Below are 21,428 nucleotides of genomic sequence, written 5' to 3' on the forward strand. Positions count from 1 at the left end.
GAAGCGAAGTGAAGGCCGCCGTGGCGTCATGCCCGCGACCGGGGATTGGGTAACTGATGATGTATGTCATCGTACAACATACAAGTTGAATCGACAATGCCTGCGCGCCGATCCAAAAGAAAACGGGCGGCCCATGGCCGCCCGTTCATGGCTTCGCTGGAAGCGGATCAGGCCGACAGCACGCCGTCGGTCATGCGCGGCAGGCCGAGCGGATTGGCGCGCTTGAGGCCGTCGGGCAGCAGCGCGTCGGGCAGGTCCTGGTAGCAGACCGGGCGCAGGAAACGGCGGATGGCGGTGGCGCCTACCGAGGTCGAGGCGGGGTTGGAGGTGGCCGGGAACGGGCCGCCGTGCACCATCGCATGGCTGACTTCGACGCCGGTGGGATAGCCGTTGGCCAGGATCCGGCCGGCCTTGCGTTCGAGCACCGGCAGCAGGCCGCGCGCCATGTCGGCGTCGGCGTCGTCCACGAACAGGGTCGCGGTCAGCTGGCCTTCCAGGTGCTCGGCCACCTCGCGCATCTGCGCGGCGTCGCGGCATGCCACCACCAGCGAGGCGGGGCCGAACACTTCGGCCTCCAGCTCGGGCGAGGCCAGGAAGCGGGTGGCGTCGGTGCCGAAGACGGCGGGGCCGGCGGCGTTGGCGGCGGGCCGCGAGGCTTCGCCGCGTCCCAGCGTGGCGACGCTGGCGTGGCCGGCCAGGGCCTGTTCGCCCTGTGTGTAGGCGGCGAAGATGCCGGGGGTCAGCATGGTGGCGGCGCCCTTGGCCTGCACCGCCTGCCCGGCGGCCTGGCGGAAGCGCTCCAGCGCCGGGCCTTCGATGCCGATCACCAGGCCGGGGTTGGTGCAGAACTGGCCCACGCCCATGACCAGCGATTCGACGAAGCCCTTGGCGATGGTTTCGGCGCGCGCTTCCAGGGCGGCGGGCAGCAGGAAGACGGGGTTGATGCTGGACATCTCGGCATACACCGGAATCGGCACCGGGCGCGCGTTGGCGGCAGCCACCAGGGCCAGGCCGCCGCGGCGCGAGCCGGTGAAGCCGACCGCGGTGATGGCCGGGTGCGTCGCCAGCGCGGTGCCGATCTCGTTGCCGGCGCCGAACAGCAGCGAAAACACGCCTTCGGGCAGGCCGTGCTTGGCCACCGCTTGCTGGATCACGCGGCCCACCATTTCGGAGGTGCCGGGATGGGCGTTGTGGGCCTTGACGATCACCGGGCAGCCGGCGGCCAGCGCCGACGCGGTGTCGCCGCCCGCCACCGAGAACGCCAGCGGAAAGTTGCTGGCGCCGAATACGGCCACCGGGCCTAGCGGCACGTTGGCCAGGCGCAGGTCGGCGCGCGGCAGCGGCTGGCGGTCGGGTTGGGCGGGGTCGACGGTGGCGTCCAGGAAGTAGCCGTCGCGCACCACGCGCGCGAACAGGCGCAACTGGCCGACCGTGCGGCCGCGCTCGCCCTGCAGGCGGGCCAGCGGCAGGCCGGTTTCCAGGTGAGTGCGCTCGATCAGCGCATCGCCCAGCGCCAGGATGCCTTCGGCGATGCTTTCGAGGAATTGCGCGCGGGTCTCGAGCGGCGCGGCGCGGTAGGGGTCGAACGCGGCGGCGGCCAGCTCCGCGGCGCGCGCCACGTCCTCGGCGGTGCCGGCGCAGAAACCGGGTTGCAGCGGTTCGCCGCGGGCCGGGTCGATGGCGTGCAGCGGGGCGCCGGCGCCTTTTACGGACTGGGCGCCGATCAACATATTGCCGGTCAAGGTCATGAATCTCTCCGAATGAAAACGCCCCCGGAACGGGGGCGAACAGGTGTGGCGCGTCGCGGGCCTATTGCGGGCCCAGCTTGCGGATCAGGGCGTCGAGCATCTCCAGTTCCTCGGGACGCAGGTCGGTCAGCGGGGCGCGCACCGGGCCGGCATCGTGGCCGACCAGCTTGGCGCCAGCCTTGACGATGCTGACGGCGTAGCCGGGGCAGCGGTTGCGGATCTCCAGGTAGGGCAGGAAGAACTCGTCGAGCAGGCGGTTGGTGGTGTCGTGGTCATTGGCGGCGATGGCGCGGTAGAACTGCATCGCGGTCTTGGGCACGAAGTTGAAGACGGCCGATGAATACACCGGCACGCCGAGCGCGCGGTAAGCGGCGGCATAGACCTCGGCGGTGGGCAGGCCGCCCAGGTAGGAGAAGCGGTCGCCCAGCTTGCGGCGGATGCGGACCATGGCTTCGATGTCGCCGACGCCGTCCTTGAAGCCGATCAGGTTGGGGCAGCGCTCGGCCAGGCGGGCCAGGTGGTCGGCCGACAGGCGCGACTGGGCGCGGTTGTAGACGATGACGCCGATCTTGACGGACTTGCAGACCTGTTCGACGTGGTCGGCGATGCCTTGCTGGGAGGCTTCGGTCAGGTAGTGCGGCAGCAGCAGCACGCCCTTGGCGCCCAGGCGCTCGGCTTCCTGGGCGTAGGCGATGGCCAGGCGGGTGGGGCCGCCGGCGCCGGCCAGGATCGGCACCTTGCCGGCGCAGGTGGTGACGGCGGTGCGGATGACATCCGAATACTCATCGGGGGCCAGCGAGAAGAACTCGCCGGTTCCGCCGGCGGCGAACAGGGCGGTGGCGCCGTAGGGGGCCAGCCATTCCAGGCGCTGGGCGTAGGTCTTGGCGTTGAAGTTGCCTTGCGCGTCGAAATCGGTCACGGGGAAGGAGAGCAGTCCTTCCGAGACGATGGCCTTGAGCTCCTGCGGCGTGGTCATGGGCGGGTTTCCGTAAGTGGCGGGTGACCGCAGGCAGGCGAGCCTGTTGTGCGGACCCGATTGAATAGGTACGTCATCGTACAACATGATTTTAGTCGATTCAACCGATTGGCCAGCGCTTGCAGGCGTAATGTTCGGGAAATCCGCAATGCTAGCCGGGCTTGGGGCAAAGCATAATTGCATTAGTTGTACGATAACTTATCGCGCGCCGCCTGCCGCGGCGCCCCATTCTCAAAGGACTCCCCCATGCTGCCCGCGGCTGGCCCAGCGCCCGTGCTGATCAAGATTCATCCCGAGGACAACGTCGCCATCGTCGCCAATGACGGCGGCCTGGCGGCCGGCGCCGCGCTGCCCGGCGGCCTGACGCTGGTCGAGGCCGTGCCGCAAGGCCACAAGGTGGCGCTGCGCGACCTGGCGCAGGGCGAGCCGGTGCGCCGCTACAACGTCATCGTGGGCTACGCCGCGCGCGACCTGCCGCGCGGCAGCTGGGTCAATGAGCGCGTCACCACCATGCCCGCCGCGCGCACGCTGCAGGACCTGCCGGTCGGCACGCGCAAGCGCGCGCCGCTGCCGCCGCTGGAAGGCTACACGTTCGAGGGTTACCGCAATGCCGACGGCACCGTCGGCACGCGCAATATCCTGGCGATCAGCACCACGGTGCAATGCGTGCAGGGCGTGGTCGAACACGCGGTCGAGCGCATCCGCCGCGAGCTGTTGCCGCGCTATCCCAATGTCGACGGGGTGGTGGGCATCGAGCACACCTATGGCTGCGGCGTCGCCATCGACGCGCCGGGCGCGGCGATTCCGGTGCGCACGCTGCACAACATCGCCCGCAATCCCAACTTTGGCGGCACCACGATGGTGGTGAGCCTGGGATGCGAGAAACTGCAGCCCGAGCGCCTGCTGGCGCCCGGCGCCATCCCGATCCGCGCTGGCGGGGGCATGGCGGCGGACGGCGGCGTCGATACCATCGTGCTGCAGGATGACGAACACGTGGGCTTCGAGTCCATGATCGCCAACATCATGCGCACCGCCGAGCGCCATCTGCGGATCCTGGACCAGCGCCGCCGCGAAACCTGTCCGGTGTCCGAGCTGGTGGTGGGCGTGCAGTGCGGCGGCAGCGACGCGTTCTCGGGGGTGACGGCCAATCCGGCGGTGGGCTTCGCGGCCGACCTGGTGGTGCGCGCCGGCGGCACCGTGATGTTCTCGGAAAACACCGAGGTGCGCGACGGCATCGACCAGTTGACCGCGCGCGCCGCCACGCCGGAAGTGGCGCAGGCGCTGGTGCGCGAAATGGCCTGGTACGACGAATACCTGCAACGCGGCAGCGCCGACCGCAGCGCCAACACCAGCCCGGGCAACAAGAAGGGCGGCCTGTCCAACATCGTCGAGAAGGCGATGGGGTCGATCATCAAGTCCGGCACGTCCAATATCGACGGCGTGCTGTCGCCGGGCGAACGGCTGACGCGCAAGGGCCTGATCTTCGCGGCCACGCCGGCCAGCGACTTCATCTGCGGCACCTTGCAATTGGCGGCGGGCATGAACCTGCACATCTTCACCACCGGGCGCGGCACCCCCTACGGGCTGGCGCAGGTGCCGGTGATCAAGGTCGCCACCCGCAGCGACCTGGCGCGGCGCTGGCACGACCTGATGGACGTGGACGCGGGCCGCATCGCCACCGGGCAGGCCTCCATCGAGGAGGTGGGCTGGGAGCTGTTCCGCCTGATGCTGGACGTGGCCAGCGGCCGGCGCCAGACCTGTGCCGAGACACTCAAACTGCACAACGCCCTGGCGCTGTTCAATCCGGGTCCGGTGACCTGAGGCTTTTCCCGTTGGCGGCGCCCGAGGGCGGCGCCAACGCCGGCGGCTTCCCGGCGCATGGCGGCGGGGGCCGGACCCGGCCTGCCGCGGCCGGCCTGGACACACCCCTTACAACGACAACGGAGACAACATGGATTCAAACAGAAGGCACCTGCTGGCCGGCGCCGCCGCGCTGGGACTGGCGCGCCTGACGCCGGCCTGGGCCCAGGCGGAGGCATGGCCGACGCGGCCGGTGCGCATCGTGGTGCCGTATCCGCCCGGCGGTTCGTCGGACATCATCGCGCGCGTGATCGCGCCGCGCCTGGCCGAAGCGCTCAAACAGACGGTGGTGGTCGAGAACAAACCCGGCGCCAACGGCAACCTGGGCGCCGGCATCGTGGCGCAGTCGGCGCAGGAGGGCCACTCGGTGCTGCTGTGCGATGTCGGCGCGCTGGCGATCAGCCCGTCGGTCTACACCAAGCTCAGCTTCGATCCGTCCAGGGATCTGCGCGCGGTCGGCATGCTGGCGTATTCGCCGCACGTGCTGGCGGTGCATCCTGATGTACCCGCCAGGACCGTGCCGGAGCTGGTGGCGCTGTCGAAGAAGCAACGCCTGAATTTCGCTGTCACCGCCATTGGCAGCGCGCCGCACCTGGCGGCCGTGGCGGTGCAGCAGGCCACCGGCGCGCAATGGGAATACGTGCCCTACAAGGGCGGTTCGCAGGCGGTGACGGACACCATCGGCGGCCAGACCCAGGTCATCATGAACGGCCTGCTGGCGACGCTGCCGCACATCAAGGGCGGCAAGCTGCGCGCGATCGCGATTTCCAAGAGGGAACGCATGCAACTGGTGGCCGACATCCCGACGATTTCGGAGCAGGGCGTGGCGGGCTTCGAGTCCGGCACCTGGCAGGGCGTGATGGCGCCGGCCACCACCACCGACAAGACCGCCAGCCTGCTGGCCACGCTGATGGGGCAGATCGTCAACCAGCCCGACGTGAAATCGCAGCTGAACGAGCAGGGCGCCGAGATCGTGGTGCGCGACCCGGCGCAGCTGGCGCAGTTCTTCAACAGCGAGCGGGCGCGCTGGGCCAAGGTAGTGCAGAGCGCGGATATCCGGCTGGATTGAAGCGGGCGGCCGGCACGCCCGACCCTCCAAAAGACCGCGGACCGTGGAGCGCCTGGCGCCGCACGGTCCGCTTTTTTTGGAATGCCGCGATCAGTCGGTGGCCTGCGTATCCGACGGCGCCTGGGCCGGCGTTGCCACCGAGGTATCGACAGACGTGTCGACCGGCGCGTCCACGGACGTATCGGCGGGCGCGGCGGCCTCGGCCTGCGCCGATTGCTTGGCGCCTTCCGCGGCCGGCTTGCCCTTGTTCGCATTGCCCTTGCCGCCACGGCCGCCGCCCGCCTTGGCGTGGCGACGCGAGGCCATGCGCTTGGCGTGCTGCGCCTCGTTGGCGGTGACGGCGCCGGCGGGTTCGCCGTTCAGGTCCACGCGCGCGGCGGACTCGACCATGCAATCCCAGTAGCGGCGGCCGTCACACCAGGTCTTGACGGCCTGCTTGATCTCATCGGGACTGAGCTGCAGGGTCTTGGCGTGCTGCACCAGATCTTCCAGCACCCCCAGCTTGAGCGGCACCTTGGGCGCCGGCTTCTTGGGGAAGGCTTTGGGGAATTGCCGCTGCAGTCGCGAAATGGCGATGAGCACCGGGTCGACCGCCGGCGCCTCGCGTCGTTCGCCGGCCGGCGAACGCGCAGGTTTCTTCCGGGCGGCAGCCGCATCGTCGGACGGACGCGCGGCCGGCTTGCGCGACCCCGCGTCGTTGCCGGCCGGACGGGCGGTTTTCTTTTTGGAAGCCGCCTCTTCGGGAGCCTGCTTCAACAGCAGTTCTCGGATTGCGGCGAGCTGTTCTAGACCCATGGTGTGCTGCGACTTCAAATGTTGAAAGCGTGCAGCATAACAGTTGTGGCGTGTCGGATTGAAGTTGCGGGCGTCCGGCGGCCGTCGTAAGCTCGTCGGCACCATGGGGATGCACACGCCGGTTACGTTTATGCGCACGTCCGCCGCCGCCCGCCGCGCGCTGGGGTGGCTGGCGGCGGGGCTGCTGGTTTTGCAGTCGCTGGTGGCCTCGACGGCGCTGGGCGCGCCCCTGCCGATGGACGCCGCAACAGGGGCTTCCGTCATCCTGTGCACGGCCAGCGGTCCCCGCGTCGTGACACTGGATGGCGCGGATGCCGCCGCCGACACGGCCCCGGCCGTTCCCCCCGTTCCCCACGGCGTGGGCGGCACCTTGCCGCATTGCTGCGCCGCCAGTTGCGCCATGTTGACCGGCGCCGGTCCGCCTGCGTTCGCGGGGCTGGCCTGGCGCCTGCCGCTGGCGGCCCCAGCCCTGCCGCGCGCCGCGCGGGCCACGCCATGCCCGCATGGCGCGCCGGCCTGGCTGCCGCAACAATCGCGCGCGCCGCCGCGCGCGGCCTGATCACTGCGCCCGTCCCGGCGCGCGCCACGTCCGTGGCGCGCGATGCCGGGGACGCGCCCGCCCCAGATCCCGAGTCTTCCGACTTCGCGTGCGCGCAACCTCGCGCACGCGCCATCCTTTTCCGCGCGGCCTGGCGCCGCCGAACCCTTGGAGTCCGATCATGTTCAAACCCGTATTCATCGCCGCCACGCTGGCGCTCGCCCCGCAATGGGCCTGGGCCCATGCCCACCTGCAACGCGCCACGCCGGCCGACAAGGCCGAGGTAGCCGCGCCGTCCTCGGTGACGGCCAGCTTCTCCGAAGGGCTGGAGCCCGCGTTTTCCTCGTTGACAGTGCTGGACGCGGCCGGCAAGCAGGCGGTGCAGGCCAAGGCGGCGCCCGCGCCCGGCGATGACAAGACGCTGGTGCTGCCCGTCGCCAACCCCTTGCCGGCGGGCGCCTATACCGTGAAATGGCAGGCCCTGTCCAAGGACGGCCACAAGACCAATGGGGCCTGGACATTCACGGTCAAGCCCTGAGATGGACACGTTGTGGGTCGTGTTTGCGCTGTGCCGCGCCGTGAGCGCCGGCGCGGCGGCCGTGCTGTTCGGCGCCAGCGCCATGCTGGCCGTGGGCGGCTCGCCGCGCCTGGGCGTGGCGGCGGAAGCGGCGCTGCGGCCGGCCCTGCTGCGCGTCGGCGCGGCGGGGCTGGTGGCGACGCTGTGCCTGCTGCCGTTGCAGGCCGCCACTATCGCCGGCGACTGGCGCGCGATACTGGACGGCGACTTGCTGGACACGGTGACCCAGCAGACCCGCTACGGCCAGGCCTGGACGGTGCGCGCGTTGTGCGCGGCCGCCGTGCTGGGCGTGGCGCTGGGGCTGCGGCCGGGCCGGCCGTCGTGGCTGGCCGGCCCGGCGGCGGTGGCGCTGGCGCCGCTGGCTTTCACGGGCCACGCGGCGATGCACGAAGGCGGCTGGGGCATGGCGCACGCGCTCAATGACTATCTGCACGTGCTGGCGGCCGCGTTCTGGCTCGGATCGCTGCCGGTGTTCCTGGCATGGCTGGCGGCCTGGCGCCAGCCGGGGGACCGTGCCGAGGCCACCGGCGCGCTGTTGCGGTTTTCCGCCTGCGGGCATGTCGCCGTCATGGTCCTGCTGCTGAGCGGCGTGGCCAATGCGGCGCTGATTCTGGGGCCGACGCTGCCGCATCCGGGGTGGGCCTATGTGGGGGTGTTGCTGCTCAAGGTCGCGCTGGCCCTGGCGATGACGGGCCTGGCGCTGGTCAACCGCTATCGTTGGATCCCGCGCATCCGGCGCGATCCGGTCCAGGCGCTGCATGCCATCCGGCGCAATACCTGCCGGGAACTGGCGGTGGGCGCCGCGGTGCTGATCATCGTGGGGGGATTGGGGTTGATGTCGCCATCGTAGCCGGCGGCGCGCTTGTCCGGCATGACGGCGGCACGAGGTGCCGTCATGCGGGCCGTCCTCCCGCCAGCACCAGCAGCAACGCCAGCGCCAGCAGCAGGCCGAAGGCGGCCAGCGCGAACGGCAACAAGCGCGCGTAGACCTGGCGTTCCTGGCCGTGGCCATGCGCCAGGCCGGCGGCGATGGACATGCGCACCGGCGAGAAAAATCCCATCGACGTGCCGGATACGTGCAGCAGCGCCGCGGCCGCGGGCAGGCTCAGGCCGGCGTGCTGCGCCAGTGACAGCTGCGACGGCATGAACAGGCTGTTGGGCGCGTTACCGCTGTTGGCCAGGATGCCGAAGGCGCCGGCCATCAGGGGCGTGATCAACAAGGTCCAATCATTCAGGGCGCGGAACAGGCCATCGGCGTAGGCCTGCGAAATGCCGGCGCCGGCCAGCACCTCGGCCATCATCGCGAACAGGAAGACGGACAGTACCGCATGCTTGCCGGTGCGCCAGGCGTGGCGCGCATTGCCGGCCAGCAGGCCGGGCTGGCGGCGCAGCGCCGCCATCAGCAGCGCGCCGCCGATCAGCCAGCTGCCGGCATGCAGGAAGGGCGCCCAGGCGGGCAGGTCGGGATAGGGGCTGAAACGCGCCAGGCCGGCCAGGCCCTGGTTCAGCGCCGGCACCAGGCGCGTGGCGACCAGGCAGGCGATCAGCACGATGTAGGGCAGCGCGCCGCTGGCCGCGGTCCGCAACTGCGCGCGACCGGGACGCCGGTCCAGCACGAAGCGCAGCACGATCAGCGGGCCATAGGCCGCCAGCAACGCGGTTTCCGGGCCCAGCAGCGCCGTCGCGGCGCTCAGCAGGACCAGGCTGGCCAGCATCCACGCTGCCTCGCGCCCGCGTTCGGCCGTCGTTGCCGGCAGGCCCGCGCGCCGCGCCGTCATCCAGAACAGCGCCATCCATGCCGCCATCAACAGGGCCACGGGCACCATGCCGTACAGGGCCAGTTGCGTCGGCGGCACGCGCGCGTAGGCCGATGCCAGCAGCGTGCCGCTGCCCATCGCGCCCCAGGGGATCAGGGTCTGGCTCAACAGCGCGAAGACCATCAGTTCGCGCGGCTTGAAACCGAGCGGGCGGATCAGCAGCACGGTGCCGAGCATGCCGACGCCGAAGCCGGTGGCCGATTCGGCGAACGGACCCACCAGGAAACAGGCGAAGAACAGCAGGCGGCGCCGCGCCAGGGGATCGAGCGGCGCTCCGGCCGCGTCCGCGCCCGCCGTGGCGGCCGCGGGCGGGGCGCCTCGCGCCGCCATCTGCCAGAACAGCAGTCCGCCCAGGATGTAGGGCGTGATGACGCCGCCGATCCAGAGGCCGCGCGTCAGGGCCCCGCCCAGCGCGCCGGCGCCGAAAGCAGCGGGGGCCGTGAACAGCGCCACCGGAATGGCCGCCAATAGCCCCAGCACCGCCGCCAGGGTGGTATTGAGCCGGCCGCTGGCGATGGCGCCAATGACCACCAGCGCCGGCACGGACCAGAGCAGATACATCATGGCGCGACACCCGCCCGCGGACAGGCGCGGCGGGCGCGGCGCGGGCCGGATGCGCGGACGCGCACGGCTCAGCAGGCCGCCGCGAAGGCGCGCAGGATGCCCAGCGCGTGGGGCGTGGGGCCCAACGCCGCGCGCAGCGCCGCCACGTCGTGGCCTTCGGCCGCCAGGAAATCCTGGCGGCGCGCCAGGCAGGCGTCCATCAGCCCCGGGGTGAACTCGGGATGGAACTGCACCGACAGCGCGTGCGGGCCGTAGCGCAGGATCTGGTGCGGATCGTGGGCGGTGCCGGCGAGCACGGTGGCGCCGGCCGGCGGTCGCAGTACGCTCTGCTCGTGCGTCAGGTGGGCGGCGAAATGATCGGGCAGGCCCGCCAGCAGCGGGTCGGCCTCGGCGGCGGGCAGGCGGGCGACGGCATGCAGGCCGATTTCGCGGCCGCGCGGATGGTAGTCGACCGTGCCGCCGAAGGCATGGGCCATCAGTTGGTGGCCATAGCAGATGCCGAGCAACGGCAACTGCGCGTCCATCGCCTCGCGCAGCCACTGCGCGGTGCGTTCGCTCCAGGGGTGCCGGTCGGTGACCATGGCCCAGGAGCCGGTCAGCACGGCGCCGCGCAGCGAGGCCGGATCGGGCAGGGCCTCCTCGGCGGCCGGGTGGACCACCGTCAGGGGCGAGTCGATGCCCGCCAGGGCGGCCGTGACCCAATCGGCCTGTTCGCCATGGGTGGCGCGCAGGTCTTCGGGCGGTCGGCCCATTTGCAGGATGGCTAGCGGTCGGTGAGGCATGGGGGATGGCGTAATCGGCGGGTCCCGGATCGGTCCCGCGCAATGATGAGGCCGCCGCGCGCATTCATCAATAGCCCTGTCCGGCTATCTGCTATGAGCGGGATTGATATCGGCCCGGCTCTGACGCCTTTGCACGAGCCTGGCCTGCCGCGACGCCCGCCGGCTCACAGCGTGGCGGGCTCGCGCGCGCGGGCGGCGTCCCGCGCCTTGGCGACCGCGCGGTGCGCGGGCCGCGCCAGGCCTAGGTGCTGGCGCAGGGTCGAACCGTCGTATTCCGTGCGGAACAGGCCGCGGCGGCGCAGTTCCGGCAGCGCCAGCTCGATAAAGTCATCCAGCCCGCCGGGCAGCCACGGCGACATGATGTTGAAGCCGTCGGCGCCGTCCTCCTCGAACCACTGCTGCAACTGGTCGGCCACGCTTTGCGGCGTGCCGACCACCTGCTGGTGGCCGCGGGCCCCGGCGATGCGCAGGTACAGCTGGCGGATCGTCAGGTTGTCGCGGCGCGCCAGATCGATCAGCAATTGCTGGCGGCTCTTGCCGCCGTTGGTTTCTGGAATGGCGGGCAGCGGTCCGTCGACCGGGTAGCCCGACAGGTCGAAGCCGCCGATCATGTTGGACAGCAACTGCACGCCGACCACCGGATGGATCAGGTCCTGCAGGCGCGCGAACTTGTCCTCGGCCTCGGCCTGGGTGCGGCCGATCACGGGAAAGATGCCGGGCATGATCTTGATGTCGTCGGGATCGCGGCCGTACGCCACGGCGCGGCCCTTGATGTCGCGGTAGAACGCCTGGGCTTCGTCGAAGGTCTGGTGCGCCACGAAGATGACCTCGGCGGTGCGCGCCGCCAGGTCGCGGCCGGCGGGCGAGGCGCCGGCCTGCACCACCACCGGCCGGCCCTGCGGCGAGCGCGACACGTTCAACGGCCCGCGCACCGAGAAATGCTCGCCGCGGTGGCGCAGCGGATGCAGCTTGGCGGGGTCGAAGTACTGGCCGCTGGCCTTGTCGCGCAGGAAGGCGTCGTCCTCCCAACTGTCCCACAACCCCAGCACCACGTCGTGGAATTCGGCGGCGCGGGCGTAGCGGCGGGCGTGTTCCACGTGTTCGTCCAGGTTGAAGTTCTGTGCCTCGCCCTGGCCGCTGGAGGTCACCAGGTTCCAGCCCGAGCGGCCGCCGCTGATGTGGTCGAGCGAGGCGAACTTGCGCGCCACGTGGTAGGGCTCGTTGTAGGTGGTGGAGACGGTGGCGATCAGGCCGATCTTCTCGGTCACGGCGGCCAGCGCCGACAGCAGCGTCAGCGGCTCGAAATGGTCGCTGCGCGCGGTGCGCGACAGCGACGGCAGGTCGGTGTTGCGCACGCCGACCGAGTCGGCCAGGAAGATCGCATCGAACTTGGCGGCCTCGGCGCGCCGCGCCAGTTCGACGTAGTGGCGGAAGTTGACCGGCGCGTCGGCCTGGGCCTCGGGATGGCGCCAGGCGGCGATGTGGTGGCCGGTCTGCATCAGGAAGGCGCCGAGTTTGATCTGGCGCGAGGGGCGGGTCATGGAATTCACTCCAGAAGGAATGGCGGCCTCGCTCGGGCGGCGGCCGTCGGTAAGTGAGGAAACAGGCGGTCAGGGCGTGGCAAGTGGCGTGGCCGTCGCTGGCATCACCACGCCATCCGCAGCGAGGCCAGCGACGGCAGCGCCGGCACGCCGCCGGCCGCCTCCGCGCCCAGCGGCGGGCTGTCGTCGGCGGGCGCGCCGTCCGGCTCCAGGAAGTCGGACAGCACGTCGTCGCGCAGGCGGATGAATCGTGGATCGCTGCGGTTGCGGGCATGCGCCAGCGGCACGTCGACGATGCGGCGGATGCGCCCCGGGCGCGGCTGCATGATCACCACCCGGTCGCCCAGGTAGACCGCTTCCTCGACATCGTGCGTCACCAGGATCATGGTGATGCGCTCCTTCTGCCAGATGCGCTGCAACTCGGTCTGCAGCCGCGCCCGGGTCAGCGCGTCGAGCGCCCCGAAGGGTTCGTCCAGCAGCAGCACGCGCGGCCGGTTGACCAGGCCGCGCGCGATCGCCACGCGCTGCGCCATGCCGCCCGAGATCTGGTGGGGATACGATTGCTCGAAGCCTTCCAGCCCCACCAGGGCGATGTGCTCGGCCACCCGGTCGCGCTTTTCGTTGTTGGAAATCGCCGCGTTGCGCAGGCCCACGGCGATGTTCTGCGCCACCGTCAGCCACGGGAACAGGCGGTGGTCCTGGAACACGATGCCGCGTTCCGGGCCGGTGCCGCGCACCGGCTCGCCGCCCAGGGTGATGGCGCCCTCATAGGTGTCGTCCAGCCCCAGGATCAGGCGCAGCAGGGTGGACTTGCCGCAGCCGCTGGCGCCGACGATGGAAACGAACTGGCCGGCGGGGATGTCCAGGTCCACGCCCGTGAGCACCTGCAGCACGCCGCCCTCGGCCTGGGCGCTGGGATAACGCTTGCCGACCGCCTGCAGCGACAGGTCCAGCGAAGTAGGTTGAGTCATGCCTGAGTTTTCCTGCGGTTATTGGTCCTGCCCGCGCAGGCGCGCGAGCCGCCGTTCGGCCACGCGGGCCAGGGCATTCATGAGCCAGCCGATCACCCCGACCACGAACATGCCGAAGATCACCAGGTCCATCTGGAAATGTTCGCTGCCCTCGATCAGCAGGTTGCCGATGCCGACGCCCGCCACCAGCAGGTATTCGGCGCCGATGGTGGCCAGCCAGGAATAGATCAGCGCCAGGTAGACGCCGGTGAAGATCGCCGGCGCGGCGGCCGGCAGCACCACCAGGGCGAAGGTCTGCCAGCGGCTGTAGCCGTAGACCCGCGCCACCTCCAGCAGCTTGGGCGGCGAGTTGCGCACGCCATCGCAGGTGTTGACCACCACCGGCACCAGCGCCGCCAGCGACAGGAACACCACCTTGGCGGTGTCGCCCAGCCCGAACCACACCGAGATCAGCGGAATCCAGGCGAACAGCGAGATCTGCTTGAAGGTGTTGAAGCTGGGCCCCACCAGCCGGTTGAACACGGGCGACAGGCCCAGCAGCACCCCCAGCAGCAGGCCGGACAGCGTGCCGATGGCGAACCCGGTCAGCTCGCGGCCCAGGCTGGCGCCCAGCGCGCGCCACAGCTTGCCGCCGACGATCTGGTCGGCGGCGGTGGCCAGCACTTTGCCGGGCGACACCAGCAGGGCCGAGTTCACCAGGTCGGCGCGGGCCAGCAGCCACCACAGCGCGATGGCGGCCACCGGCAGCACCAGGCCGCGCCAGCGGCCGCCGCCGCGCACGGCCAGCGGTTGCGCCAGCGCCAGTTCGGCCGCGTCGCGCGAGGAAGGCGTGGGCGCGTTCATGGCCGCACCTGCACGTTGGCGGCGCCGCGGCGGCCGTGGATCAGGCGTGTCTCGGTCCAGTCGAGCAGCCGGTCGATGGCGTAACCGATGGCGCCGACCACGATCACCGCGGCCATCACCAGGTCCAGCTGGAACAGTTGGCGGCCATAGACGATCAGGTAGCCCAGGCCCTCGCTGGAGGCCACCAGCTCGACCACCACCAGCGACAGCCAGGCCTTGGTGAAGCCCAGGCGCAGGCCGGTGAAGAGCGTCGGCAGGGCCAGCGGCACCACCACCTCCAGCACTTCCTGGCGCCGGCTGTAGCCATAGACCCGCGCCACTTCGCGCAGCGCCGGGCTGGCCTGGCGAAAGCCCTGCAGGGTGTTGAGCGTGACCGGCACCAGCGCCGCCTTGGCGATCAGGATGTACTTGAGCGGTTCGCCGATGCCGACGATCAGCAGCACGAACGGCAGCCAGGCCAGCACGGGAATCTGCACCAGCGCGTTGAAGGTCGGCAGCACGTAGGCCTCGAGCCGGCGAGACAGGCCCATCGCCGTGCCCAGCAGCAGCCCCAGCAGGCTGCCCAGCGCGAAGCCGACCAGCACCCGCTGCAGACTGGCGCGGGTGTTCAGCCACAGGTCGCCGCTGGTGGCCAGGTCGCGCAGGGTGTCCCAGACAAAGGCGGGCGGCGGCAGCACCTGCGGCGAGATCCAGCCCTGGCTGGCGCCGGTTTGCCACAGCGTCAGCAAGGCCAGCGGCAGCAGCCAGGGCGCGGCGGTCCAGGCCGCCTGGCGCGCCCAGGCCGGCGCCGGGGCCAGGCGCGGCAGGGCGTGATGGGAAAGAGAGGCCATGGCGCGGTCCCGTCAGCGCGCGGCCTGCGCCGGGCCCGATACCGGCTTGCCGGCGGCGTCGAACGCGGTCCAGTAGCGCTCCAGCCCCTGGGCCTTGAGCGCATTCTGCAGGTAGCGCGGATCGAACCAGCCGTCCAGCGAGACCTCGCGGCGGATCAGCTTGAGCTTGGCGGCGTCGGCCACCACCGCCTTGTAGCGGGCGATGATGAAGTCGTCGATCAGCGGCGAGTTGCGCGCGGCCAGGTCCTGCTTGTCGAACTCGGCCTGCCACGAGGCGTAGGGCACGCCGCTCTTTTCCCAGATCTTGAAGAGCGCGTCGCGGTTCTTCTCGTCGGACGACCACTGCGCGGCGCGCACGAACACGTCCACCACCTTCTGCACCTGGGCGGGATTCTCGCGCTCGAAGTCCTCGCGCACCAGCAGAGAGGCCTGGCGGGTGTAGGCGGGGTCCTGGCCCTGGGTGCTGTAGATGACCTTGGCCAGGCCCTGGTCGCGCACCTTGAACCATTCGTAGCCGCCGAAGGCCGCGTCCACGCCGTTGGACACCAGCGCCGCCTGGGCGCTGCCGGCATCCAGATTGACGCCCTTGATGTCGCGCTCGGCCAGGCCATGCGCGGCCAGCACGTTGATCGCCACCAGGTGGCCGTTGGTGCCCCGGAAGATCGACACCTTGCGGTCCTTCAGGTCCTCGATGGACTTGAGCGGGGAATTCGGCGGCGCCACCAGGTACAGGTTGTTGCGCGCGCCGCTGACCAGCAGCAGCTTGGTCTTCAGGCCGTTGGCGCGGCCCACCACCTGCGGCAGGTCGCCCTGGTAGGCGAAGTCGATCTGCTTGTTCGACAGCGCCTCGTTGACGGCCGGGCCGGCGCCCTTGAAGAACAGCCACTCGACCTTGACGCCGTCCGCGGCGAAGGCCTGTTCCAGCCACTGATTGACGCGCACTACGCCGCCCGGCGAGCCGCCCCAGGTGATCGGGTCGCCGCCGCCGGCCGTGGCCACGCCGACGCGGATCACGTCGGCGGCCCGGGCGCTGCCGCCCCACGCCGCCAGGGCCACCAGGCCCAGCGCGGCAACGCGTTTACTCAGGATCATCAATGACTTCATGGAAAGACTCATTCAGAAAAGGATCGGGCAACCGGCCGGCATCACGCCGCCCGGCGGTCAGGCAAACAGCGGCGGGCGGGATCAGGCGGCCGCGCGCGCGGGCGCGGCGGCGGCGAGCTTGCGCTCGATGGCGGTGCCCTGGAAGAAGGCCGGATTGGCCTCGGTATAGAAGCGGTAGGGGTTGCCGAACACCAGCGCCTTGAAGTCCTGCGCGCTGATCACGCCCTGTTCGACCAGGTCCCAGCTTTCGGCCAGCGGCGCGGTGAGGTCGGGCACGTCCCAATGGCCGATGTCCGAGGACCAGATGGCGTTGATCTTCACGCCGAGCGGGTTGACCTTGTCGTTGAAGGCCGCCGCCACGGTGCGGTCGTCGGATTCCGAGCCGAAGTAGAAGCTGTCGACCCAGCGCTTGCGGATGTCCTCGACCGACTCGATGCCGGCGGCGGCGAAGTCGTCCAGTTCGTCCGGATGCGGGTCGCGGCTGTGCGGCAGGGCCGAGATGCCCAGGCTGTCGCGCAGCAACTGCCGCGGGTCAATGTCGCGGCCCCGGATGAAATCGGCGCCGTAGCGCTGGAACAGCTCGTGCAGCAGCGCCACGTCGGCGTTGGCCGGGTTGTAGTTCTGCACCGCGGCGCGGTTGCGCTTTTCCCAGCGGTCCACCAGGTGGGTGTAGACGTGCGAACCCCAGTCGGCGCCGCCTTCCAGCAGCGCCACGCGCAGGTTCGGGAAGCGCCGCGTGACGCCGCCGAAGAACAGCGCCTTGGCGAAGGCCTGCGAGCCATCGGCGAAGTGGCCGATGTGGTTGAACATGTAGTTGCTGATGGAATGGCGGCCGGTCCAGCCCTGGCTGCCGTAGTGCGTGGTGACCGGCACGCCCAGCTCGACCACCTTGGCCCAGAACGGGTCATAGTCGTACTCGCTGTCGATGCCGTAGAAGTCGATGTAGCTGGCGTGTTTCGAGATCTCGGGATGGTCGGCGGCGGGATACTTGCGCGCGATCGCCTTGATCGGCCGCTTCACGCCGCCGGCGATGTTGATGACTTTCAGGCCCAGCGTCTTGACCGCGAACTCCAGTTCCTCGATGCCTTCCTGCGGCGTGTTCAGCGGAATGCCGGCCACCGGCGTCAGGCGGTCGCTGTACTTGCGGTACTGGTCGGCATGGAAGTGGTTGATGGCGCGGTGCAGCGGCTGGCGGAACTCGTCGCCCGCGGCCAGCGGCGCCAGCACGTCGTTGGGGAACAGCACGGAGTAGTCCGCGCCTTGCTCGGCCAGGCGCTCGTTGAGCAGCTCGGGCAGGGTGTAGGTGGCCAGGTCCAGCGTGTTGCGCGTGACCCGCGCCCACCAGGGCGAGCGCAGGGTGCGGTTGTCCTGGCGCTCGGCCGGCGTCTGCTGGTACCAGTCCTTGCCGCCGCTCTTGGTGGCGAAGCGCGAGCCCAGCGCCTTGCGCAGCGCATCCACCAGCTTGCCGCCGCCGTAGTGCTGGACATAGTCCTCCAGGACCGGCGCATAATCGTTGACGTGCACGTCAGTGTCGATCACCGGGAAATCCAGGGTCGCCTTGACGGCGGCGGACCGTGACGCGTGGCTCGGGTGCAAAGGCTGGTTCATGCTGGCGCTCTCCGTGGGTCATGTCGCGAGGCGCAGGGGAAGTCCCTGCTTGCCTGGCAAACATTACGGGAGCGCCGCGCGGCGCCCAACGAAGGATTGGTTGTTTAGTTGTGCGTCATGACCAAATAACCAATCCTGGCGTTCAACCGCCGCGGCGCGACGTCAGCCATTGCGCCGGCGGCAAGGCATGGTTGACGATGCGCACTTCGCCGATGCTGCCGAAGAAGCCGTCGGCGCGCGCCCCGTCCCACGAGCCGGCGCCGATGACCCACGGCATGTTGGCGGCCAGCGCCGCCAGGCCCGGGGCGTCGGCGACGTTGCGCAGCACTGGCGCGCCCTCGACGTACAGGATCGTCTCGTGGGTGGTGTTGTCGTTGACGATGGCCACGTGCATCCACTTGTCGGCGATGATCTCGCCGGACCAGTTGGCCTTGGCGTCGCGGGCGCCGGTGCGCTCGGGCACCACTTCCCACTGGATCTCGCGCAGGCTGGAGATGGCGAACAGCAGCGGCGGCGATTCGGGGTCGCCGCCATTGAAGCCGGGCAGGTCGCCGCGCTTGCCGTCGCGCGTCATGATATTCATCCATGCATGCTTCTGCGCGGTCCAGTCTCGGTCGATCTTGATGAAGGCCTCGACGGTATAGCCGTTGGGCACCGCCTCGGCGTTCAACACCGCCGTGGTGGCGGTGGTGAAGTAGCTCATGCGCGAGGTGTTTTTGTCGGTGTTCAGGAAGCGCACCGAACCGGGCGCGGCCGACAGGTAGTGATGGTCGTTGGACCAGACCACGTCGCCCAGCTGCGCGCCGACCACGCCGTCGATGTTCAGCGCCGCGCGGCTGACCGGGTTGTTGCCGGTGCGGTCCTGGATCACCTGGCCCACCGGCACCGGCTGGCCATCGGCGCCGCCGAAGAAGCGCCAGTGCGCCAGCGTGCCGGACACCTGCGGGTAGTCCTCGGTGTCGGCCGCGGGCTTCTGCGTGATGATGGCCGGGTCGGTGTAGTTGGCCAGGATCAGGGCGCGCGCCTGCTCGACCAGCGACGTGTGCGTGGGCGCGGCGGCCTTGAAGTCCTTGTTGAAGCGGGCAAAGCGCTTGGCGAAGTCCATCTTGATGGTGAACGCCTCGTTGGCGCCGGTCAGCACCGCCTGGTCGAAGGCATTGAGCGTGGCCTTGGGCTTTTGCGGCACCCACGGCGAGAACGACAGGACGCGGATCTCGTTGTCGCTCAGGTCGAACTCGTACAGGCGCATCAGGCCGTTGCCGCCCTGGTAGGCCATCTGGTAGTCCACCACCATTTCCTCGACCGGATTGCCGAAGGCGTTCATCTTGGTCAGGTGCGCCGCGCCGTGGTAGTGGCCGTTCAGCGTCATGAAGATCTGGTCGTTGTCGCGGATCAGCATGTCCCACAGCATCAGGCCATAGGGCACTTCCAGCGGGCTGATGCCGTCCTTGTCGATGTTGAGCAGTTGGTGGTTGACCAGGATCACCGGCAGCGTCGGGTTGGCGCGGATCACCTGGTTGGCCCAGGCCAGCCCAGCGTCGGAAATGCGCCACGACAGCGACAGCACCATGAACTTCTGGCCCTCGGCCTGGAAGATGTGGTACTCGTGGAAGCCGCTGGGATCGCGCCCGCCGAACGTGGCCTGCTTGCTGGCGCGGTCGGTGCCGAAAGTCTGCAGATAGGGTTCCGCGGCCAGGTTACGCTGCGCGTCGGTGGCGCTGCCCTGGCTGCCGGGGTCGACGTAGTCGCGGTCCAGGATGACGTCGTGGTTGCCCGCCAGGATCGAATACGGCACCTTGGCGTCTTCCAGGATCTTCATGGCCTTGCTCGCCACGGTCCACTGGTCGGGCTTGCCCTGCTGGTCGACCACGTCGCCCAGGTGGATCAGGAACGGAATGTCGAGCGACTTGGCGTGATCGGCGACCCATTGCGTCTGGGCCTGGTAGGGCTCGCTGCCGTACTTGCGCATGAACTGCTGGTTCTCGGCGTCGGTGGCGTAGCGCGAGTAGAACTGGGTGTCCGGCAGCACCGCCACGGCGAAGCTGGAGATTTTCCTGGGCGGCGGCGGCGCGGGCGTGCCGGGCGCGCCGGGCGTGGCGGCTTCATCGTCCTCGCTGTCGCTGGCGCAGGCAGACAGCAGCAGCGAGCCGCCCACGGGCATCAGCGTGGCGCCAAGCCCGGCCTTGAGCAGGCTGCGCCGGCGCGGGTCCGCCGCCACCGGCAGGTTGTTGGAAGTCTCGGCAAGGTCATGATTGCCGTCAGGTTTGTCGTGCGCCATCTATACCGCCCATCGGTCAAAAAAGGGGGAAGCTTAGAAACGCCGAATGACGGATTTGTTAACCCTGCGTGAAGATTCTGCGTCGCCTCGCACCGCGCGGGCGGCTTATAGCCATATAGCGCCAGGTTGGTTCGCCTGGCCGCCGGGGCGCGCTATCTTTTTCGTTTCGGCGAAAACAGGGCTCTTGTCATGCCAGCGCAACGTCAACTCAAGCTGGGCGCATTCATGCGCCCCGTCAGCATCCACACCGGCGCCTGGCGCTACCCCGGCGCGCAGCGCGACGCCAATTTCAACTTCGAGCACCTCAAGCGCTACGCCCAGGCGCTGGAACGGGCGCGCTTCGACGCGTTCTTCATGGCGGACCACCTGGCGCTGCTGAACATGCCGATCGAGGCGCTCAAGCGCAGCCATACCGCCACTTCGTTCGAGCCGTTCACGCTGCTGTCCGCGCTGAGCCAGGTGACCGAGCGGCTGGGGCTGGTGGCGACCGCGTCGACCACCTTCGATGAACCGTTCCACGTGGCGCGGCGCTTCGCCTCGCTCGACCACCTGAGCCAGGGGCGCGCCGGCTGGAACATCGTGACCACCTCCAATCCCGACGCCGCGCTCAATTTTGGCCGCGCAGAACAGCCCGACCATGCCCGGCGCTATGCCCGCGCCCGCGAGTTCTACGACGTGGTCACGGGCCTGTGGGACAGTTGGGCCGACGACGCCTTCATCCGCGACGCCGACAGCGGCATCTATTTCGACCCGGCGCGCCTGCGCACGCTGGATCACCACGGCGAACACCTGTCGGTGCGCGGACCGCTGCACATCGCGCGGCCGGTGCAGGGCTGGCCGGTGATCGTGCAGGCCGGCGCCTCCGAGCCCGGCCGGCAGCTGGCGGCGGAGACCGCCGAGGTGGTATTCGCCGCCTCTGCCACGCTGGAGGACGGGCGACGCTTCTATGCCGACGTCAAGGGCCGCATGGACGCGCTGGGGCGCGACCGCGACCATCTCAAGATCCTGCCCGGCGTGCTGGTGGTGGTGGGCGAGACCGATGACCAGGCGCGGGCCATCCGGGCGCGCCTGGACAGCCTGGTGCACTACGAAAGCGCGATCGCCTCGCTGTCGGTCGCGCTGGGATGCGACGCCTCGCGCTTCGATCCGGACGCGCCGTTGCCGCCGTTGCCCGAGACCAACGCCAGCAAGAGCAGCCAGGAACGCGTGCTGCGCCTGGCCGAGCGCGAATCGCTCACGGTGCGCCAGCTGGCGCAGCGCCTGGGCGGCTATGGCGGGCTGGCGATGGTCGGCACCGCCGCGCGCATCGCCGACCAGATGCAGGAATGGCTGGAGACCGAGGCATCCGACGGCTTTAACGTCATGTTCCCGTGGCTGCCCGGCGGCCTGGACGCTTTCGTCGGCCAGGTCGTGCCGGAACTGCAGCGCCGCGGCATCTTCCGGCGCGAGTACGAGGGCCGCACCCTGCGCGAGAACCTGGGGCTGCCGCGTCCGGCCAACCGCCATTTCACGCCGTGACGGGCGCCG

18 protein-coding genes are annotated in these 21,428 nt (G+C 70.0%); 6 read left to right on the forward strand and 12 right to left on the reverse strand.

What is annotated here, in order from left to right:
- Window positions 1-167: 167 nt before the first annotated feature.
- Window positions 168-1,748 (reverse strand): aldehyde dehydrogenase (NADP(+)), encoded by a 1,581-nt coding sequence (locus tag ABFG95_RS27960; RefSeq protein ID WP_348995182.1) that lies wholly within the window; start codon window positions 1,746-1,748, stop codon window positions 168-170.
- Between the two features lie 61 nt (window positions 1,749-1,809).
- Window positions 1,810-2,724 carry a 5-dehydro-4-deoxyglucarate dehydratase gene (gene kdgD, locus ABFG95_RS27965; protein ID WP_348995183.1) on the reverse strand — a complete coding sequence of 305 codons (915 nt, stop codon included), beginning with the start codon at window positions 2,722-2,724 and terminating at the stop codon, window positions 1,810-1,812.
- Window positions 2,725-2,970: 246 nt separating this feature from the next.
- Between kdgD and garD the strand changes: the two genes are divergently transcribed.
- Both garD and ABFG95_RS27975 read left to right on the forward strand, forming a co-directional pair.
- On the forward strand, window positions 2,971-4,545 hold the full coding sequence (garD, locus tag ABFG95_RS27970; RefSeq protein ID WP_278992047.1) for a galactarate dehydratase: 1,575 nt from the start codon (window positions 2,971-2,973) through the stop codon (window positions 4,543-4,545).
- 130 nt (window positions 4,546-4,675) lie between these two features.
- Window positions 4,676-5,653 (forward strand): tripartite tricarboxylate transporter substrate binding protein, encoded by a 978-nt coding sequence (locus tag ABFG95_RS27975; RefSeq protein ID WP_175146000.1) that lies wholly within the window; start codon window positions 4,676-4,678, stop codon window positions 5,651-5,653.
- 90 nt (window positions 5,654-5,743) lie between these two features.
- Here ABFG95_RS27975 and ABFG95_RS27980 read toward each other — a convergent pair whose 3' ends face one another.
- Entirely contained in the window at window positions 5,744-6,409 is a 666-nt protein-coding gene (locus ABFG95_RS27980; RefSeq protein ID WP_081330439.1) for a ProQ/FinO family protein, read from the reverse strand.
- Window positions 6,410-6,578: 169 nt separating this feature from the next.
- Between ABFG95_RS27980 and ABFG95_RS27985 the strand changes: the two genes are divergently transcribed.
- The 3 genes from ABFG95_RS27985 (at window position 6,579) to copD (ending at window position 8,413) form a co-directional block, all read left to right on the forward strand.
- Window positions 6,579-7,007: a hypothetical protein gene (locus ABFG95_RS27985; RefSeq protein ID WP_348995184.1), complete on the forward strand. Its 429-nt coding sequence runs from the start codon at window positions 6,579-6,581 to the stop codon at window positions 7,005-7,007.
- Between the two features lie 160 nt (window positions 7,008-7,167).
- Window positions 7,168-7,524, forward strand: coding sequence for a copper homeostasis periplasmic binding protein CopC (gene copC / locus ABFG95_RS27990; protein WP_049073851.1), 357 nt, complete (start codon window positions 7,168-7,170; stop codon window positions 7,522-7,524).
- Window position 7,525: 1 nt separating this feature from the next.
- On the forward strand, window positions 7,526-8,413 hold the full coding sequence (gene copD, locus ABFG95_RS27995; RefSeq protein WP_348995185.1) for a copper homeostasis membrane protein CopD: 888 nt from the start codon (window positions 7,526-7,528) through the stop codon (window positions 8,411-8,413).
- 43 nt (window positions 8,414-8,456) lie between these two features.
- Here the strand turns inward: copD and ABFG95_RS28000 are convergent, their stop codons facing one another.
- The 9 genes from ABFG95_RS28000 to ABFG95_RS28040 form a co-directional block, all read right to left on the reverse strand.
- Complete coding sequence (locus ABFG95_RS28000) at window positions 8,457-9,944, reverse strand: hypothetical protein (protein ID WP_336729422.1); 1,488 nt, start codon at window positions 9,942-9,944, stop codon at window positions 8,457-8,459.
- Between the two features lie 68 nt (window positions 9,945-10,012).
- On the reverse strand, window positions 10,013-10,726 hold the full coding sequence (locus ABFG95_RS28005) for a glutamine amidotransferase (protein WP_175145998.1): 714 nt from the start codon (window positions 10,724-10,726) through the stop codon (window positions 10,013-10,015).
- Between the two features lie 164 nt (window positions 10,727-10,890).
- Window positions 10,891-12,267 (reverse strand): LLM class flavin-dependent oxidoreductase, encoded by a 1,377-nt coding sequence (locus tag ABFG95_RS28010; RefSeq protein WP_348995186.1) that lies wholly within the window; start codon window positions 12,265-12,267, stop codon window positions 10,891-10,893.
- 104 nt (window positions 12,268-12,371) lie between these two features.
- Entirely contained in the window at window positions 12,372-13,238 is an 867-nt protein-coding gene (locus ABFG95_RS28015) for an ABC transporter ATP-binding protein (RefSeq protein ID WP_059270433.1), read from the reverse strand.
- Between the two features lie 18 nt (window positions 13,239-13,256).
- Entirely contained in the window at window positions 13,257-14,081 is an 825-nt protein-coding gene (locus ABFG95_RS28020; protein WP_348995187.1) for an ABC transporter permease, read from the reverse strand.
- Window positions 14,078-14,911, reverse strand: a complete 834-nt coding sequence (locus tag ABFG95_RS28025; protein ID WP_231132942.1) for an ABC transporter permease — start codon at window positions 14,909-14,911, stop codon at window positions 14,078-14,080. The genes ABFG95_RS28020 and ABFG95_RS28025 overlap by 4 nt, the downstream gene beginning before the upstream one ends.
- Window positions 14,912-14,923: 12 nt before the next feature.
- The gene (locus tag ABFG95_RS28030; RefSeq protein WP_059270435.1) at window positions 14,924-16,015 is read right to left on the reverse strand and encodes an ABC transporter substrate-binding protein; all 1,092 of its coding nucleotides are present in this window, start codon (window positions 16,013-16,015) and stop codon (window positions 14,924-14,926) included.
- 81 nt (window positions 16,016-16,096) lie between these two features.
- Window positions 16,097-17,623, reverse strand: a complete 1,527-nt coding sequence (locus ABFG95_RS28035; protein ID WP_068952034.1) for an amidohydrolase family protein — start codon at window positions 17,621-17,623, stop codon at window positions 16,097-16,099.
- A gap of 142 nt (window positions 17,624-17,765) precedes the next feature.
- Window positions 17,766-19,901 carry a LamG-like jellyroll fold domain-containing protein gene (locus ABFG95_RS28040; protein ID WP_348995188.1) on the reverse strand — a complete coding sequence of 712 codons (2,136 nt, stop codon included), beginning with the start codon at window positions 19,899-19,901 and terminating at the stop codon, window positions 17,766-17,768.
- A gap of 189 nt (window positions 19,902-20,090) precedes the next feature.
- Here ABFG95_RS28040 and ABFG95_RS28045 point away from each other — a divergent pair, with 189 nt between their 5' ends.
- Entirely contained in the window at window positions 20,091-21,419 is a 1,329-nt protein-coding gene (locus ABFG95_RS28045; protein ID WP_059270441.1) for an LLM class flavin-dependent oxidoreductase, read from the forward strand.
- Window positions 21,420-21,428 lie beyond the last annotated feature (9 nt).

Source organism: Achromobacter sp. HNDS-1 (assembly GCF_040084795.1).
Taxonomy (GTDB): domain Bacteria; phylum Pseudomonadota; class Gammaproteobacteria; order Burkholderiales; family Burkholderiaceae_B; genus Achromobacter; species Achromobacter ruhlandii.